Origin of the sequence: Eubacterium sp. AB3007 (assembly GCF_000688015.1) — a bacterium.
Lineage (GTDB): Bacteria > Bacillota > Clostridia > Peptostreptococcales > Anaerovoracaceae > Aminicella.
This window is the reverse complement of the sequence record NZ_JIAD01000001.1, coordinates 198,854-214,918: the sequence shown is the minus strand read 5'-3', so window position 1 is coordinate 214,918 and position 16,065 is coordinate 198,854. Positions and strand designations below refer to the sequence as shown.

Below are 16,065 nucleotides of genomic sequence, written 5' to 3'. Positions count from 1 at the left end.
TTATGGTATAATCCATACATAGATAAACCAAGGAGGGACCTCATGAAATTACTACATCTGGCAGACCTTCATCTGGGCAGATCTCTGGGTGACTACAGCCTCTTCCAGGACCAGAAGTATATCCTCGACCAGATCCTCGCCATCGCAGTACGTGAGGCGGTGGATGGTGTGCTCATCGCCGGCGATGTGTACGACAAGTCCATCCCCAGTGAAGCAGCCACCAGGTTGCTGGATGGGTTCCTGCGCATTCTGGCCGAGAGTGGGATATGCACCTACATGATCAGCGGCAATCACGACTCCGATGATCGGCTTCAGTACGGCAGCACCCTCTTCGCCTCCAGCCGGATCTACATCTCCGCCGTGTTCGACGGCCATATGATCAGACATACACTGGAAGATGGACAGACCGCTGCGAACATCTACCTTCTGCCCTTCATCAAGGCCTCCCAGGTGAGACATTACTACCCGGAGGTCAGAATCGAGACCTACGAGGATGCCGTACGCACCGTTCTTGAAAACGCAGACATCAAGGATGACCAGATCAACATTATGGTCGCCCACCAATTTGTTACGGGAAGCAGTGATGATCCTGCCCTGGGCGGCTCAGAAGGCGCGGGGGCCAAGAGTGTTGGCACGGTCGAGAAGATCGGATATGACTGTTTCCATCGGTTCGATTATGTCGCACTGGGCCACATCCACTCCCCCCAACAGGTGGGCAGGCCAGAGATTCGCTACGCAGGCTCTCCTCTGAAATACTCGCTGAGCGAAGCGGAGAACCACAAGTCTGTTCCCCTCATCACCATCGAAGGGAAAGGCAACATCACCATAGACCTGCTGCCGCTATCCCCCCTGCGGGATCTTCGCCACGTAAGAGGCAAATTGGCCGACCTTCTACAGGGTACTGAAGGCTCCGAGGATTTCCTCTATGCGACGCTCACCGATGAGGATTTTGTGGATGAGGCCATGACCATCTTCCGGCAGGTATACCCTAACACGGTCAAGATCGACTACGACAACACCCGTACCCGTGAAGTGGAACAGGTAGATATCTCACAGATCGCCGGCAACCGATCCTTCGACGAGCTGATCGGGGACTTTTACCGGCAGATCTACCAGTGCGACATTAGCGAGGAAGAGATGGCCATCATGCGTATGGCCGCCAGAGAGGCAGGTGTGATCGATGCGACCGACTAAACTGGTGATTAGCGCCTTCGGCCCCTATGCAGGGGAGACCGAGGCAATCTGTTTTGATGATTTCTCCCAGAAGGGCCTTTTCCTGATCTCCGGAGACACTGGCGCCGGGAAGACCACCCTGTTCGATGCCATCTGTTTCGCTCTGTATGGCACCACCAGCGGATCCTACCGGGATCTCCGCAACCTCCGAAGTGAATATGCAGACCCGGAGACCGAGAGTTTTGTAGACTTCTCCTTCACCCATCAGGGTCGTTCCTATCGCGTAAGGCGAACCCCCTCCTACCAACGTCGTAAACTGCGGGGCGAAGGTCTGGTGACCGAAAAGGAGAAAGCCATTCTCTATCAGGACGAGGAAGCCCCCATCGAGGGACAGACCCAGGTCAACAACCGGATTCGGGAACTGCTGGGCATCGATGATAAGCAGTTCAAGCAGATCGCCATGATCGCCCAGGGAGAATTCTGGAACCTGCTGAATGCCAGAACCGATCAGCGTACCGAGATCCTTCGGACCATATTCCGCACCGATGGTTACAAATCCATGGAATATAAGCTGAAGGATAAGATGAACGCCAGCCTCGCCCGTAAGACCCGGATCGAGGAGAGCATCCTCCAGTATTTCCGGGATGTGTACGCCGACGAGGCAAACCCTCTGTCCCCTGCCCTTGCGGATTTGCAGAAGCAGGCCTCAGAGACCCACAGCACATGGAACCTTACAGAGATACTGACACTCCTCGACTCTGTGCGTGCCTCGGATGAGGTGCGTCTTGCGGACATCAGGACCTCTCTCCGGAAGGCTGAGAAAGCACTGAGCCAGAGCCGGGAATCTCTTGCTACAGCAGAGACGAACAACCACCTCCTGGACAGGTTGGAGCATCTCCGAGAAGAGCATCAGACGCTCAACTCCCAGAAGGCCGAGATCCATACGCTGGAGGCAGTCCTTACCAGACAGAAAGTGGCTACCCATGAACTGCACCCGGCGGACGAGGCTTATCTGCGAAAGCAGGACGAAGCAGCCTCTACGACAGGCCAGCTCAAGTCAAAGGAGGAGGCAAGACAGGCCGCCCTCGACCGAGCTGAAAAGGCCGCTCAGACACTGACCCAGTCACTGACCAGAGAGCCGGATGCCGAAAACCTGCAGAGAACGATCCAGAAAATCGAAGAAGACGCGGACAGGTACAGAGAACGTGCCCGTCTGACAGAGACCCTTCAGCAACTGGAACAGGATCTGACGTCTATGGAGGAGGAAGCGACGCAGCTGGCGCAGGAAGGTCGCCTCCTTAAGGAGCGTATCGACAAGCTGAAGACCATGCGAGAGGAATGGAAGACCCGGCCACAGGAGCTGGCGCGGGCAGAGGCGGAAGGAAAGGTATTTCAGGATACCTTCGCGGGCATTCTGCGGATCCTGGACGAACAGGTTCCCCAGTGGGAGGCACGGCAGGAAGACCTGCACCGCAAGCAGGAACAGTATCTGAAAGTCGCCGGGCAATTCCGACAGGCTCAGGGTGCGCGCATAGAAGCAGAACAGATCCTGGAATACAACCGGGCCGGGCTTCTGGCTCAACACCTGCAGGAAGGACAGCCATGCCCTGTCTGCGGTTCCCGGACGCATCCTGCTCCAGCGTCACTTCCTGTAACCGCCATGACCGAGGAAGACTGCGCCCGTCTACAGGAAGCCGAACAGACACTCCAGGAGGAGAACACCCGCGCCAATGCGGAAGCCGAAAAGGCGAAGACCGCCCTGGAACTTTCCTCGACACAGCTTCGCAATGCGCTCCTGGACGCCCTGGCCACGCCGCCTCTATCCATTGAAACAGAGGGACTGTCCCTGGATGACCTTCTCCTTGACGCGGCGGGGGCATGTACGACATTGGAAGAAATGATCTCACATAACGAGGCCCTTCGAAAATCCCTTCGAAGAGACTGCTCTGCTCTGGAACACACGGAAGTTGATCTGGCCAGGGCTGAGAACGAGGACAGCCAGGCGCTTACCTCGCATCAGGAGGATCTCCAGACCAGAAAGAGCCGGGCCACCAGAGCCCAAACCGAGACAGCTGCCAAACTGGAGACGTTGCAGGCTTTGCCCTTCGAGGACTGGCATGCAGCCGAGTCTGCCAAGGAGACTGCCACTGCAGCTGTCCGGGAGATCCGTACAGCCATCCGTACTGCAGAGAGAGAACAAAAGGCTGCAGAGAACGCATTGACTGCCCTGGTGGCGGAATGCACCACTCTGGAGAAGGCCCTGAAGACGCAGCAGGAGGCGGCCGACGATCTTAAATCTGCCCTGGACACCAGGCTTGCTGCCAGTATCTTCTCCTCCGCAGAGGAGATGAGGGAATACGTCGTCGCAGAAGAGTCCATATCTGAATCGGAACGGAAGATCCAAGCTTTCCAGCAGGCTTTGACCACCAACGAGTCACAGCTTGCGCAGGCAGAGGTCGATGCCGCAGGACGGACCATGGTGGATGTTGGGGAGCTGCAGGCTTTGTGCGAGGAGCAGGAGACGCATGTAGACACGGTCCGCACCGCCATGAACGAGCTCGATGCGCGGATGCACAGCAACCAGGAGAAACGCCAGAACATGGAAGCACAGCAGGCATCGCTTGACGCTGCCCGGAAGGAGTACAGCCTCTGCAAGCGTCTCTACGAACTGGTTCGGGGCACCACCGGCAAAGGAAAGATCACTCTGGAGCAGTACATACAGGCGGCCGGGTTCGATGGGATCATCCAGGCGGCCAATCGTCGGCTTCGGCCCATGAGTGACGGTCAATTTGAGTTATATCGGCAGGAAGATGCCCCTGGCAAACGGAGCAACACCTTCCTTGATCTGATGGTACAGGACAATTACACCGGCCATCGCCGACCAGTGGGAAACCTGTCAGGCGGGGAGAGCTTCAAGGCCTCCCTGAGTCTGGCACTGGGCTTATCTGATACGGTCTCCTCCAACCTGGGAGGTATCCAGATGGACGCGCTTTTTATCGACGAAGGGTTTGGTACATTGGACCGTCACTCCATCGATAACGCCATGGAGATCCTGCTCCAGTTATCCGGCACCAGTAAACTGGTTGGGGTCATCAGTCACAGGGAAGAACTGATCGAGAACATTCCCCAGCAGATCCGTGTCCGAAAGACCCGAGAAGGCAGTTCTCTGGAGATCGACACCGGGGTTTAGTCCACATTGACATCAGGAGAAAGCAACTATGTTAACCTATTCCTCTGACTACACAAACATTCTCCCCTACATCGTCCTGTGCATTCTTGCGGCCAGAATGGTATGCTGGTGGATCATATTTCGGAAGATGCACATCCGCCCCTGGCTGTGCCTGGTTCCAATCATCGGCGACTACCAGATCTTCCGACGCTGCTGGAGGGGATGGCCCTACGTTGTCCTGACCAGTCTGACGATCGTTCTGTCCATCATCGTTCCGTTGACGGGCTATATGGATATGAACCTGCCCTTCCCCGGCTACATCAAGACCAGGCTCCTGTCCCTGGCGCTGATCTGTTACCTGCTTCTGCAGATCCTGAAGTACAAGCATCTGGCCTTCGCCTTCGGTCACGACATCCTGTTCCTGATGGGGCTGTTGTTCCTGAATCCCATCTTTCTGGGGATCCTGGCCCTTCCCGGCAGCAGGTTCAGCATATACCGCGCCAAACTCCGGGGCGAAGCGCTGAAAAGACACAATCTGGCCTACCGCACCAAGGCCGAAGGGATCTTGAGTCTGGTCTGCGCCCTCCTTCTTCTGGGGGCCGCTGCAGCGCACGTGGCCGATTTTGTCCTGACGGAACACCAGCCGGCCTATTTCATCCTGAAAAACAACGAGAAACTCTATGCCGCCACCGCAGGCAAAGTATCCGGCAGGGGTCCGGTCATCTCACCCCGCTTTCAGGACGGCAATCTCAACAAAGAGGGGGTGCGTAACCTCTACTTCCCGCACAAAGCCGGATTCACCGAGACTACCGTCTACCTGTATATGATCGGCTCTGACCTGGAAGAAGCCAAGGGCTCTGCTTCCGTCAATCTGGCCCAGATCAAGGATGCCACTGCCGCCAGCGACAACCTGAGGTTTATCGTCCAGGCTGGAGGATCCGGACGCTGGTTCACCAAGGGCATCAAAAACCTGAAAGCAGGTCGGTACATGATCCAGGGCGGCAAGGTGACCTTGCTGGAAGATCTGGGACGAAACGTATGTATGTCCAAACCCGAGGCCTTGCGCTCCTTCTTGCAGTGGGCCAACAGGCATTATCCATCCCAGCGCCGCATGTTGTTTTTCTGGGATCACGGCGGCGCCCTCGCTGGATACGGGATGGATCAGTTGAATCCACGGGTAGGCAGGGATATGCTGTCCATGAAAGAGATCCGGGACAGTCTGAAAGCCTCGGGTGTCCGCTACGATCTAATCGGGTTTGACGCATGTCTGATGCAGTCCCTGGAGGTAGGGCTTTGTCTGGAGCCTTATGCCGACTACCTGCTGGCCTCGGAGGAAGGCGAACCCAGCACAGGCATGTACTATACTGCCGCCTTCCAAGCCCTGGCCAAGAACCCGGGCATGAGCACCGTGGAGTTCGGCTCCATGATGTGCGCCTCCTTCGACCAGTCGCTGGTGCTGTACAAGGGAACGGAGCAGGCGGGCAGTACCCTGTCACTGGTGGACCTCCGATTCCTTCCGGTTGTACGGGACACCTTCTTCGGTTACCTGAAGGAGTTACAGCGCTCTTTCCGGCATGACAAGGACAGTTTCCTTTCGATGTCTACCACCCGCTCCAAAACATACGAGTTCCTCATGGACGACCAGATCGACCTCATCGACTATCTGAAACAAAGCGACCTGCCCTCCTCACGGAAATCCCAGATGATCGATCGGATCAAGGATGCGGTGGTGGTCCGGAACAAGGCAAGTGCCAACCATATCAATGGCCTATCGGTGTATATGCCTTTTGAAAACCTTCCAGGCTACGGTACGGCTCGCAAAGCGCTAAGGGAACTGGGCATGAAAAGAGAGGCGAAGATCTACGATGACTTCGCCAGCATCCTGGCCAGCCAGAAGACCACCAAAAGAGGCAAGGTTACCACTCAATTAAAAGTCCGTCACGAGGACTGGTTCAACAAAGATTTCGCCAACTACGATCTTTCTTTGTACAGGCAGAACATCCCTTTGAAGAAATACACGGGGAAACCACTCCGCTACGAGAATCACGTCATCGACCTGTCGGAAAAAGACTGGGCGTTAATCACTAACTACGAGCTCGGTATGCATCTGAAGGTGGGTACTCGCTACGCTGATCTGGGCAGCGACAACATCTACGACCGTGATGAAAACGGCCATTACATGGTCGGCAACGACAAGAAGTGGGTGGCCATCAACGATGTGCTGGTGGCGCTTCACCCCGGGCCTCCCATCGAGGTGGACGAGAACACCATCGTCTATACTGGCACGGTAGACGCCACACTGAACTATAACACCCCTATCACCATTTACCTGCAATGGGTAAACGAGGGGGACAACGAAGGCGATGGCGAGGTGTTGGGCTACCTGCCGGCGGACGCTGACACAGACAACTTCGACAAGGAAGGCATGCCCCGGGGCTACAGGAAATTCAAGCCCAACAATGTTCTGACCTTCCTGTACGACTGGTACGACAAGGACGGCAATTACCTGAAGACCGCCATGGGGCACCGCCCCATCCTTCTGGGTGTCCGTGGCCTCACGGTTACCCAGAAGGACATCTCCACAGAGGAATACGAATATTTCGGCATCCTCTATGATGTAATGAATCGTACAATGGAAACCAGACATCTGACCCATAAGGCAGAGAAATAACAGGAACACCATAATGACAGAGGGAAGCGATCACTTGATCGCTTCCCTCTGATTATCTTCTGTTAACTCATCGTGCACTTGTGCTAAACCTTGCGGCGTTTCCGTACGATGATGATAGCGGCGATGGCGGCAACGATGATAACGCCGACGATCCATGCGACGGGACTGGTACCGGATCCGGCCTCATCCGGAGCCTTGGCACCGTCAGCCAGATAAACGCGAGTCGCCTTATCGGTCCCCTCGGTGTACTCGACCTTCACCTTCTGTCCGATGGCATCATCTGCCGGAGAAATCTCGAACTTGGCGTCCTTGATCTTATACTTGTTACCGTTGTCCAGCTTGATGGTCTTCTCGTCCAAATCCTCGCAGACACCCTTGTCTGTGAGAGTCTTAGGCTCCGCCTCTTCTTCAGGCTCAGCCTGCGCCTCCTCGGTGGGCTTTTCCTCTTCTGCAGCAGGCTTTTCCTCCTCAGCAGGCGGTTCTTCTTCCGCAGCAGGTTTCTCCTCCTCGGTGGTCTGATCCCCTTCCTCAACGGCGGATTTCTTGGACTCTTCAGCCACAGCCTCCTCGGCTTTTCCGGTTGAGCTATCGGTCTTGACCTTCTGCTCTTCCTGGGCCTTCTCTTCTGTCACAGCCTCTTCTATCTTCTTGTCCTTCTTGGCCTTGGGTTTCTTGGTGGACAGGGTCTTGGTCTTGACAAAAGCATCCTTGTCCTTGTAGACTACACGGCTCCAACCGTTCTCCAGGACACCGGTCCTCTTGAGCTTGGTTCCCTTCTTGACCTTTCCCAGCTTCTTGGCGTCTTTGCTGGCATCATCCATGATCTTGACTTTCTTGGTGGTCCAGACCTTCTCGTCTACCGCCTTGACCTTGACGGTGTCGACGATTCTCTTCTTCTCAGGTGCCTTGGTGACCTTCAGCGTTTTCATGTAAGCGTGAGTCGTATCGGTATTCTCCAACAGTCCCGTGTACTTGAGCTCTACGGTCGCGCCAACAGCTGCTTTGGCAGCCTCTTCTCTCGCATCCGAAACATCGAAGAGATAGTCCTTGTTGTCGCTGGTAATCATGATCGATCCGCTAGCCTGGCTAATCTCCTTGACCTTACCTTCCAGTTTCGACTCTGTTCCCTTCTCGTTTGTGACCTTGCTTACCTCGCAATCCTCCGTATGACCATCAGAGATCTTGCCGGTGTACTCCACTGTAGCTGTATCCCCGCTCTCGATGCTGTCCTCTGTGTCGATCTCGGCGTTCTCGATATTGAAAGTCAGACTCTCCTTCGCCTGGGTATAGATCGACAATTCCCCGTCGGTGAGATCTTCCACGATGCCGGACACTTCACTGGTCTGTGGGGTCGGTTCATCTGCCGGTGCCGGTTCAGAATCGTTGTTCCCTCCTCCACATGCGGTGAAGAGGAACACCATCATCACAGACAACAGCATGGCTGCTAATTTCTTCATCTCAATTCCTCCTATCACTACCTGATTATACAATCATATCCGAACTTTTTCATACATTATACATCATTATCATATAATATTGAAGCATTTTTCTGACAATTTCAAACTGAAATTACTCAACAGGTCGGTAATCGGCTCTGTCTGCCCTACACACGGATAGTTGTAGAATACAGGAACAAAAAGACTCACAGGAGGTATTTTGCATGTCTATTTGTTAGTAGGGCGTTAGTAGGAGTGTGCTACACTGAACTACTATCAGGGAAATCCCCCATTGTTGTTATTATCCAAGGAGGTATTATATGGAAAAGAAACGTAAGTTATCCGTCCCTCATGTATACATCCTCTTGCTGGCTGTCATTGCCATCTGTGCAATCCTCAGTTATGTGATGCCGGCAAGTGTGTATGACATGAAAGAAGTCGATGGGAGAGAGATCATTCAGGCCGAGACATGGCACCAGGTGGACAAGACACCGGTCACGCTGATGCAGTTCCTGACCTCGGTACCGAGGGGTATGCAGGAAGCAGCGCAGATCATCTTCTTCATCTTTATCGTAGGCGGTTCCTTCGCAGTGCTGCAGGAGACGAGAGCGATCGAAGCAGGAATGGGCCGGCTGGTCCGGCGGCTACGGGGTTGGAACATCATCATCCTGCCCATCGTCATGTTCCTGTTCTCCCTCTGCGGTTCCGTGTTCGGAATGGCTGAGGAAACGATTCCGTTCATCCCCATCTTTGTGTCTCTGTGCATCGCCATGGGCTATGACTCCCTTACCGGTACAGCCATCGTACTGTGCGGCGCCGGTGCGGGATTCGCCGGGGCTTTTATCAACCCCTTCACCATCCAGGTAGCACAGGGTATTGCAGAGCTGCCGCTGCTGTCAGGCATGGGCTTCCGTATCGCCATTTACGTGTGTATGGTACTGCTGACCATGACATTCGTCGTACGCTATGCCAGTAAGATCAAGAAGGACCCCACCCGTTCTCTGATGTACGAGGCAGATCAGCAGAGAGAAGACAAGATCGAGATGGACCAGCTGAAAGAATTCGGCGGTAAGGATGCAGCGATCCTGATCGTGTTCCTGTGCTCCATCATTCTGCTGATCGTAGGTGTCATCAAGTTCGGATGGTACATGAACGAGATTGCAGCCCTGTTCTTCGGAATGTCGATGATCGTCGCTCTGATCGACCGCATGGGTTTCAACAAGTATGCAGAAAACCTGGGTGTCGGGATGGCAGGTATCGCCTCTGGAGCACTGGTGGTCGGATTCGCCAGAGGCATTCTGGTGGTATTGAACGATGCCAACAACCTGCACACGATCCTGCACGCAAGTGCGGAGCTGCTGGGGAACCTGCCTGCCATGGCCTCGGCTGTGGGTATGTATATCTTCCAGTGCCTGCTGAACTTCCTGGTGCCTTCAGGCTCCGGACAGGCAGCCGTCTCCATGCCGATCATGGCCCCGTTGGGCGACCTTGTCGGCGTTCACCGTCAGGTAGCCGCCATCGCGTTCCAGTTGGGAGATGGAATCTCCAACATTTTCACGCCGACCTCCGGCTACTTCATGGCAGGTCTGGCCCTGGCCAAGATTCCATGGTCCAAGTGGGCCAAGTGGATCCTGCCGCTGATCGGACTGCAGTATCTGCTCGGGCTGATCTTCGTCGTCATTGCACAGGCGATCGGTCTTGGGCCATTCTAATTATTCAGTGCGTCCGGGCCGCAAGTGCCCGGACATTTTTTGTTTACGCGGGGAGGTGAAACCAAATGCTAGACTATCTTCTAATCAACGGAAAGTATCCGGACTATGCACAAAACACGCTTACACAGGCTTCCATCGGGATCCGTGACGGGGTGATCGAATACATCGGCAAGGGCGAGCCTGCCGCACGGCAGGTGATCGATGTTCAGGACCGCGTGGTCTCCCCCGGCTTCATCGACATACACATGCACGAGGAGGATTTTGCAGGAGAAGGTCCGACCTACGTCATTGCAGAGCGAATGCTCCGTATGGGCGTAACTCTGGCGGTAGGTGGCAACTGCGGTCACCAGAAGCAGCCCCTGACGGCTTTCCGGGAAATGATCCGTCATCTCGACGGGTCTCCCATTCACTACATGATGCTGGCCGGATACAATCAGTGCCGTTACAGACTGGGGATCCCCCGGCATGAAGAGGCCAGTTCCAATGACCGTGTCAGAATCCGCGACATACTTCGCCGAGAATTAGCGGAGGGTGCCATTGGCGTGTCCTTCGGGATCGAGTATGATCCCGGGATCACCACGGAGGAATTCCTACAGGGAGCACAGGCCGCAGAGTCACCGGAGCATTTGGTGGCAGCTCATTACCGCGCTGACGGAGATGGCATCTACGCTGCGATCCGAGAGATGATCGCCGTGCAGTCGGAGATCCCCGGAAAATTCCAGATCTCTCACCTTTCCAGTGGCGCTGCCATGGGGCAGATGGACAAAGCCTTGCAGATGATCCATCAAGCGATGGATCAGGATCCACGGCTGGATTATGATACCTATCCCTACGATGCCTTCTCCACCTCAATCGGCTCAGAGGTGTTTGCCGATGACGACTGCTTCCGGAAGTGGGGGCGCGACTATGACAGTATTCTGCTCACTGGCGAACCCTTCCTCTATCAGCGATGCACAAAACAGATCTTTGAGGACGCCCGAAAGAAATACCCGAATATGCTAGCTGTCGCGTTTGTGATGCGGGAGGAAGAAATACGACAGGCTGTAGCGGATGAACGCGGAATGATCGCCAGTGACGGGATCCTGCTGCGGGGAGAAGGCCATCCCCGTGCCGCAGGCACCTTCCCCAGAGTGCTGGGAAAGTATGTTCGAGAAGAACGCGCTCTGTCCCTTTGCCAGGCACTGAGGAAGATGACGCTGGCACCGGCCGAGAGGCTCGGCCTCTGCCGAAAAGGACGGATTGAGGTCGGCGCAGACGCGGATCTGGTGGTGTTCGATCCAGCGACGATCCTGGATGGAGCCACCTTTGAAGAGAGCGAAAAACCACCCATCGGAATTGATTTTGTGATTGTCGATGGCGGCATCGCCATGAAGGACAATACCATCGTAGACGGACGAAGAGGCTGTTTCATCAGCCACCAGGAAAGGAATTGACATGGAATATGCAGAAATGAAAGAAAGTATTGAAGAAGTGATCGAAGGCTGTCACGGAGAGTTTGCCAAGATGAGCGATGATCTGTTTGATCACCCGGAGTTATCGGGAGAGGAGTACGCCTCCTCAGAGCGGATCGTCACCAAGCTCGTTGAGAATGGCTTTGTGGCAGAATACCCTTTCGACGGGATCGAGACCGCCTTCCGGGCCATCTGTGGCAACAACGACCACCAGTATAAGGTGGCAATCATGGCAGAATACGACGCGCTTCCCGAGATCGGACACGCCTGCGGCCATTGCCTGAGCGCAGCCATCAGTTGTCTTGCAGGCGTGGCACTGAGTGATCTTCAGGAGGCACTGGACACGGACATCCACGTCATCGGTACCCCGGCGGAGGAGATCGACGGCGCCAAATGTAAGATGGTCCAGGACGGTGTATTCGATGACTATGATATGGCGATCATGGTGCATCTATACAATCAGAACCTGGTGCGCGCCAGACTTCTGGCGCTGCGCAGCGACATGTATACCTTCCACGGAAAGGCCGCTCACGCATCCGCTGCTCCCTGGGAGGGAATCAACGCCCTGAACGCGGTGCAGCTTGCCTTTCACGGCGTGGATATGCTCCGTCAGCATGTGAAACCGGATGTGCGTATCCACGGTGTGATCCATGAGGGCGGCAAAATGCCCGGTGTGGTACCAGAGCGGGCAGCGGCGGAATTCTATGTGCGAGCTCTACAGAGAGATTATATGGAGGAAGTCAACAAAAAGGTAGAGAACTGCATCAAGGGTGCCTGCCTGGCGACAGGGACCACCTATGACGTACACCCCACGGCGGAGACGTACGCAGATCTGCGGCCGAATCAAACAGGCGAAGATGCCCTGCGCGAGGTGTTCGGCGAGCTGGACATCCCTGACAACGGTGACTACGAAGCCGTGTTCGGATCTGCGGATGCGGGGAATGTAAGCTATGTCTGCCCCACCTTCCACCCCTGTCTGCAGCTGACACCCCAGGAGGTGGTCATCCACACAAGGGAATTCGCAAAAGCAGTCCGCTCCGATCATGCCCACGATGTGATGCGCCAGGGAGCAGCTCTCATCGCGCTCACCATCGCCAAGATCTTCAGCGATGAGGAACGCGTGCAGCAGATGAAACGAGATTTTGAAAATGCCTGAACCTGACTCCGCCGAGGGTCTTCCGCCAGGGGAGACCCTTTTCTTCATACATTCACTCCTATAATAATGCGAAAATCCCTGATTTTTGTATCCCGGACAACGGCTATCAGTATTTCAGTTACTCCCGTCTCAGAATTCACAACTCCGGATACAAAAAACAGTTTATTCAGACAATCTCGTATCCTTACCGAACTATTTCTTTGTAAATGCAACAAAAAAGACCAACTAATTGATTTGGGCAACCGTATCCCCTTCCTTGCTCGTTATACATATACACATCCGTATTAGGGTATTTCCTCTGTATCTTTCTTTGGCCTCTTTATTATGCTATACTTACCCCAGGAGGAGATCGCCATGTGTACACGCTACTATATCGAACCGGAGAACGCAGATCTGCTGCCGTACGTCGACCTGGCGGGCAGGACGTTCATCGCCCGCCATTTCCTGGAACTCGGCGATACGATGAAACGCGAAGGAGAGATCCGGCCCTCTGATGTCGCTCCGGTGATCGCCACCGGGAGGAGCCGGCGGAAAGGAGTATTCCCCATGAAGTGGGGCTATACCATGGCGGGAGCATCAGGCGTCAGACCATCCCTGCTCCTGAACGCACGCTCTGAGACGGCAGCCGAGAAGAAAACCTTCGCAGAAGGCTGGAAGATGCATCGCTGCATCATCCCTGCCTCCTGGTATTTTGAGTGGGCCCATTACACAGACGCAGACGGGAAGGCGCGGACTGGTGACAAGTTCATGATCCAACCGGAGGGTGCACAAACAACATGGCTTTGTGGCCTGTACCGCATGGAACGCGGCCTGCCGCATTTTGTGGTGCTCACCCGCGAGCCCTCGGGCAGTGTCGCCCATATCCACGACCGCATGCCCCTCATGCTCCCGGAGCATATCGTTGATGCCTGGATCGATCCTTCCACCGATCCTGACACCCTGCTTCCCTACGCCCTTACAAACATGATGCTCGAGAGCGCCTGATCGCATCGAATCGGTCCAGTACTTCCAGCATTTCCTTCGGCAGACGTCTCCGACACTCTGCCTGCATCTCTTCCGGCACACCAAAGAAAGCCTCCGCCATACTCCCTGCGATGCAGGTCAGGGTGTCACAGTCTCCGCCAAGAGAGACCGCTGTCCGGATCACATCTTCAAAATCCGCCCCTTCCAGGAAGGCGGTGATGGCCTCCGGGACCGTTTCCTGGCAACTCTCCACATGGTGGTACCATGGCCTGATCTCGTCGCAGGACCTAGAGAGATCATACCCGAACTCCCTGCGGACGTACTCACGGATCTCGTCCTTGTCGCTGCCGGTTCTGGCAAGGTAGATGACGCTTGCCGTCGCCTCTGCCCCCTTGATTCCCTCCGGATGGTTATGGGTGACTTCGGCGGTCAGAGCAGCCATCCTTCTGGTCTCTTCCAGGCCGTCATACAGCCATCCGACACTGGAAACCCGCATTGCAGATCCGTTCCCCCAGCTGTTATATGGCTGTGGATCGCTCTGGGACAGCCAATGAATGAACCTTGCCCCATAGCCTGCATCGGGATATCGGTTGCCCCATCTCTTCATGGACTCCACCACCGCCTCCCGGACGGTCTGGTCCCCTGCCTCCGGGACGAGTCCATCCAATGCCTCCGCCACCGCAATGGTCATTACTGTGTCATCGGTAAACTGCACCCGGTCATTGAACATCTCAAAATCCTTGCGCTTATCACCTCTGTCAAACTCATACGGTGCTCCAATCATATCTCCTAAGATCGCTCCATACATACGGTTCACTCTCCTTTCGTGTTTTCATACTCCTCTCGCAGGAGGGAGTAGATTATCTGATCTAGATAGCCGCGCTCTGCCTTGTAGTTCTGCCGGAGCACGCCATCTCTGTGCATGCCCAACGACTCGTACAGATGGATCCCTGCGGGATTGTCTGGATACACGTCCAGCCAAAGCCGGTTGGTCTGCGTCTCTTCAAACGCGTACTCGATCAATGCCTCCATGGCTTCTCTTCCATAGCCTTTTCCCTTCTCTGTGATCGCGATCCTCCTGATCTCAAACACATCGGACTTGTGGTCGAGCCTGATCAGGGCGTACCCTTTGATCTCCTGGGAGACATGCGGGTAGCCATCCGTGGCGGGATCCCAGTCCGTTTTCGTCTGGCTGTCTCTGAAGAGTAGCAACAAATGGCCTGGATCCCTGATCTCCTCCTGATGCTCTTCCGGTGTCCCCACCCATAGGAAGTCTCTGTTCTCCGGGTGACTTTCGATCTCGATAATCCTGTCCACATCCCGATCGGTGGCCTCAAAGATTTCTAGCCTTTCGGTATGTTTCAGACCCCTCCTGAAATCTATGTAGCATCGGTATGTTTCAGACCCCTCCTGAAATCTATGTAGCACACGATCATATCGAATTTGATCCTTCTTCTGCGGGATAGCGGCCACAGGCACTTCATCTGCTCTGTCACCGGAAGTTCCTCAAGTTCTTCTCCGGCCTGCCGCGCGCCGTCCACTGTACCGATCACTGGAAGCCGCCTGCCCTCCGGGGTGAAGATGATGCTGTCCTCATACCCGTATACGATGCCATCACGGACAACTCCAAAGACCGCCTCATTGAAGCGCCGCACCAGATCCAGCGTATGTGTTCTGGTGCACTGGAAGATCGCCTCGTTCAATTCCTTCAGATACCGGACCTTTCCGCCCGCATCCTCTACATCCTTACGAACATACTGGAAGATCCCCCGAAACGAGTTGTTTAGCTGACTATGGACACCGGCGATGACAGCATTGTCATACGTATCGTCTCCCAAATCGATCTGGTACGAGTCGTTGTTACTGTAGATGCGTTCCAGCTCCTCCTGCAAGGCCTGCAGTTCTTCCCCTGCAATATCCTCCAGGCTGTCTCCTGCCTGCGCCTGCAGCTTCTCCATCACCCGGAGCAAATGCTTTGTGTAGGCAAGGTAGTCCTCATCTGTGATACCCACAAAATCTGCCTGCACGAACCGCAGGTGCGCAGACGGCTCCAGTTCGTACCGCCGAAAAGCCTCTTCTGCTGTTTCTGGTCTGTAATCGCACAAAGCCATGCTCCCGCAGTGCTCCCGAAGTATCCCGAGATCCAGGTCGTTGCACTTCCCCGCTCCCAGGATCAACAGCGATGCCCCCTTGCGGGTATTCTGCACGACGAAGTCCGTCAACTGGGCGCGGTACTCCTCCCAATCATGAAACTCATCGTCCTTCGACGACCGCTGCCGGAAGCGGTCATACAACTCTGTTGCTCTGTGTTCTATATCTCTGTTCATATTCACT

At 55.1% G+C, this 16,065-nt stretch carries 11 protein-coding genes; 7 read left to right on the top strand and 4 right to left on the bottom strand.

The window, feature by feature from the left end:
• Positions 1-42 precede the first annotated feature (42 nt).
• From P156_RS0100960 to P156_RS0100950, 3 genes are read left to right on the top strand one after another with little or no spacing between them, the layout of a single operon-like run.
• The gene (locus tag P156_RS0100960; RefSeq protein ID WP_027868549.1) at positions 43-1,194 is read left to right on the top strand and encodes an exonuclease SbcCD subunit D; all 1,152 of its coding nucleotides are present in this window, start codon (positions 43-45) and stop codon (positions 1,192-1,194) included.
• Positions 1,181-4,363 (top strand): AAA family ATPase, encoded by a 3,183-nt coding sequence (locus P156_RS0100955; RefSeq protein WP_027868548.1) that lies wholly within the window; start codon positions 1,181-1,183, stop codon positions 4,361-4,363. The genes P156_RS0100960 and P156_RS0100955 overlap by 14 nt, the downstream gene beginning before the upstream one ends.
• 28 nt (positions 4,364-4,391) lie before the next feature.
• Positions 4,392-7,013 (top strand): clostripain-related cysteine peptidase, encoded by a 2,622-nt coding sequence (locus tag P156_RS0100950; RefSeq protein WP_027868547.1) that lies wholly within the window; start codon positions 4,392-4,394, stop codon positions 7,011-7,013.
• Between the two features lie 83 nt (positions 7,014-7,096).
• On the opposite strand, the gene P156_RS0100945 is transcribed toward P156_RS0100950, so the two are convergent.
• Positions 7,097-8,470 (bottom strand): SH3 domain-containing protein, encoded by a 1,374-nt coding sequence (locus P156_RS0100945; protein WP_027868546.1) that lies wholly within the window; start codon positions 8,468-8,470, stop codon positions 7,097-7,099.
• A gap of 299 nt (positions 8,471-8,769) precedes the next feature.
• Between P156_RS0100945 and P156_RS0100940 the strand changes: the two genes are divergently transcribed.
• The 4 genes from P156_RS0100940 to P156_RS12595 all read left to right on the top strand — a co-directional run bounded on the left by P156_RS0100940 (position 8,770) and on the right by P156_RS12595 (position 13,752).
• Positions 8,770-10,161, top strand: a complete 1,392-nt coding sequence (locus P156_RS0100940) for a YfcC family protein (RefSeq protein WP_027868545.1) — start codon at positions 8,770-8,772, stop codon at positions 10,159-10,161.
• 65 nt (positions 10,162-10,226) lie between these two features.
• Entirely contained in the window at positions 10,227-11,594 is a 1,368-nt protein-coding gene (locus P156_RS0100935; RefSeq protein WP_027868544.1) for an amidohydrolase family protein, read from the top strand.
• Between the two features lies 1 nt (position 11,595).
• A complete protein-coding gene (locus tag P156_RS0100930; protein WP_034801996.1) occupies positions 11,596-12,768 on the top strand; it encodes a M20 family metallopeptidase in 1,173 nt (390 codons plus the stop codon).
• 354 nt (positions 12,769-13,122) lie between these two features.
• On the top strand, positions 13,123-13,752 hold the full coding sequence (locus P156_RS12595) for an SOS response-associated peptidase (RefSeq protein WP_051600474.1): 630 nt from the start codon (positions 13,123-13,125) through the stop codon (positions 13,750-13,752).
• On the opposite strand, the gene P156_RS0100920 is transcribed toward P156_RS12595, so the two are convergent.
• From P156_RS0100920 to P156_RS0100910, 3 genes are read right to left on the bottom strand one after another with little or no spacing between them, the layout of a single operon-like run.
• Positions 13,724-14,539, bottom strand: a complete 816-nt coding sequence (locus P156_RS0100920; protein ID WP_034801993.1) for an ADP-ribosylglycohydrolase family protein — start codon at positions 14,537-14,539, stop codon at positions 13,724-13,726. The two genes, P156_RS12595 and P156_RS0100920, sit on opposite strands and share 29 nt — an antisense overlap.
• A gap of 5 nt (positions 14,540-14,544) precedes the next feature.
• The gene (locus tag P156_RS11040) at positions 14,545-15,159 is read right to left on the bottom strand and encodes a GNAT family N-acetyltransferase (RefSeq protein WP_255344205.1); all 615 of its coding nucleotides are present in this window, start codon (positions 15,157-15,159) and stop codon (positions 14,545-14,547) included.
• Positions 15,111-16,058 carry a hypothetical protein gene (locus tag P156_RS0100910; protein WP_027868541.1) on the bottom strand — a complete coding sequence of 316 codons (948 nt, stop codon included), beginning with the start codon at positions 16,056-16,058 and terminating at the stop codon, positions 15,111-15,113. Before P156_RS0100910 ends, P156_RS11040 begins: the two co-directional genes overlap by 49 nt.
• Positions 16,059-16,065: the final 7 nt, after the last annotated feature.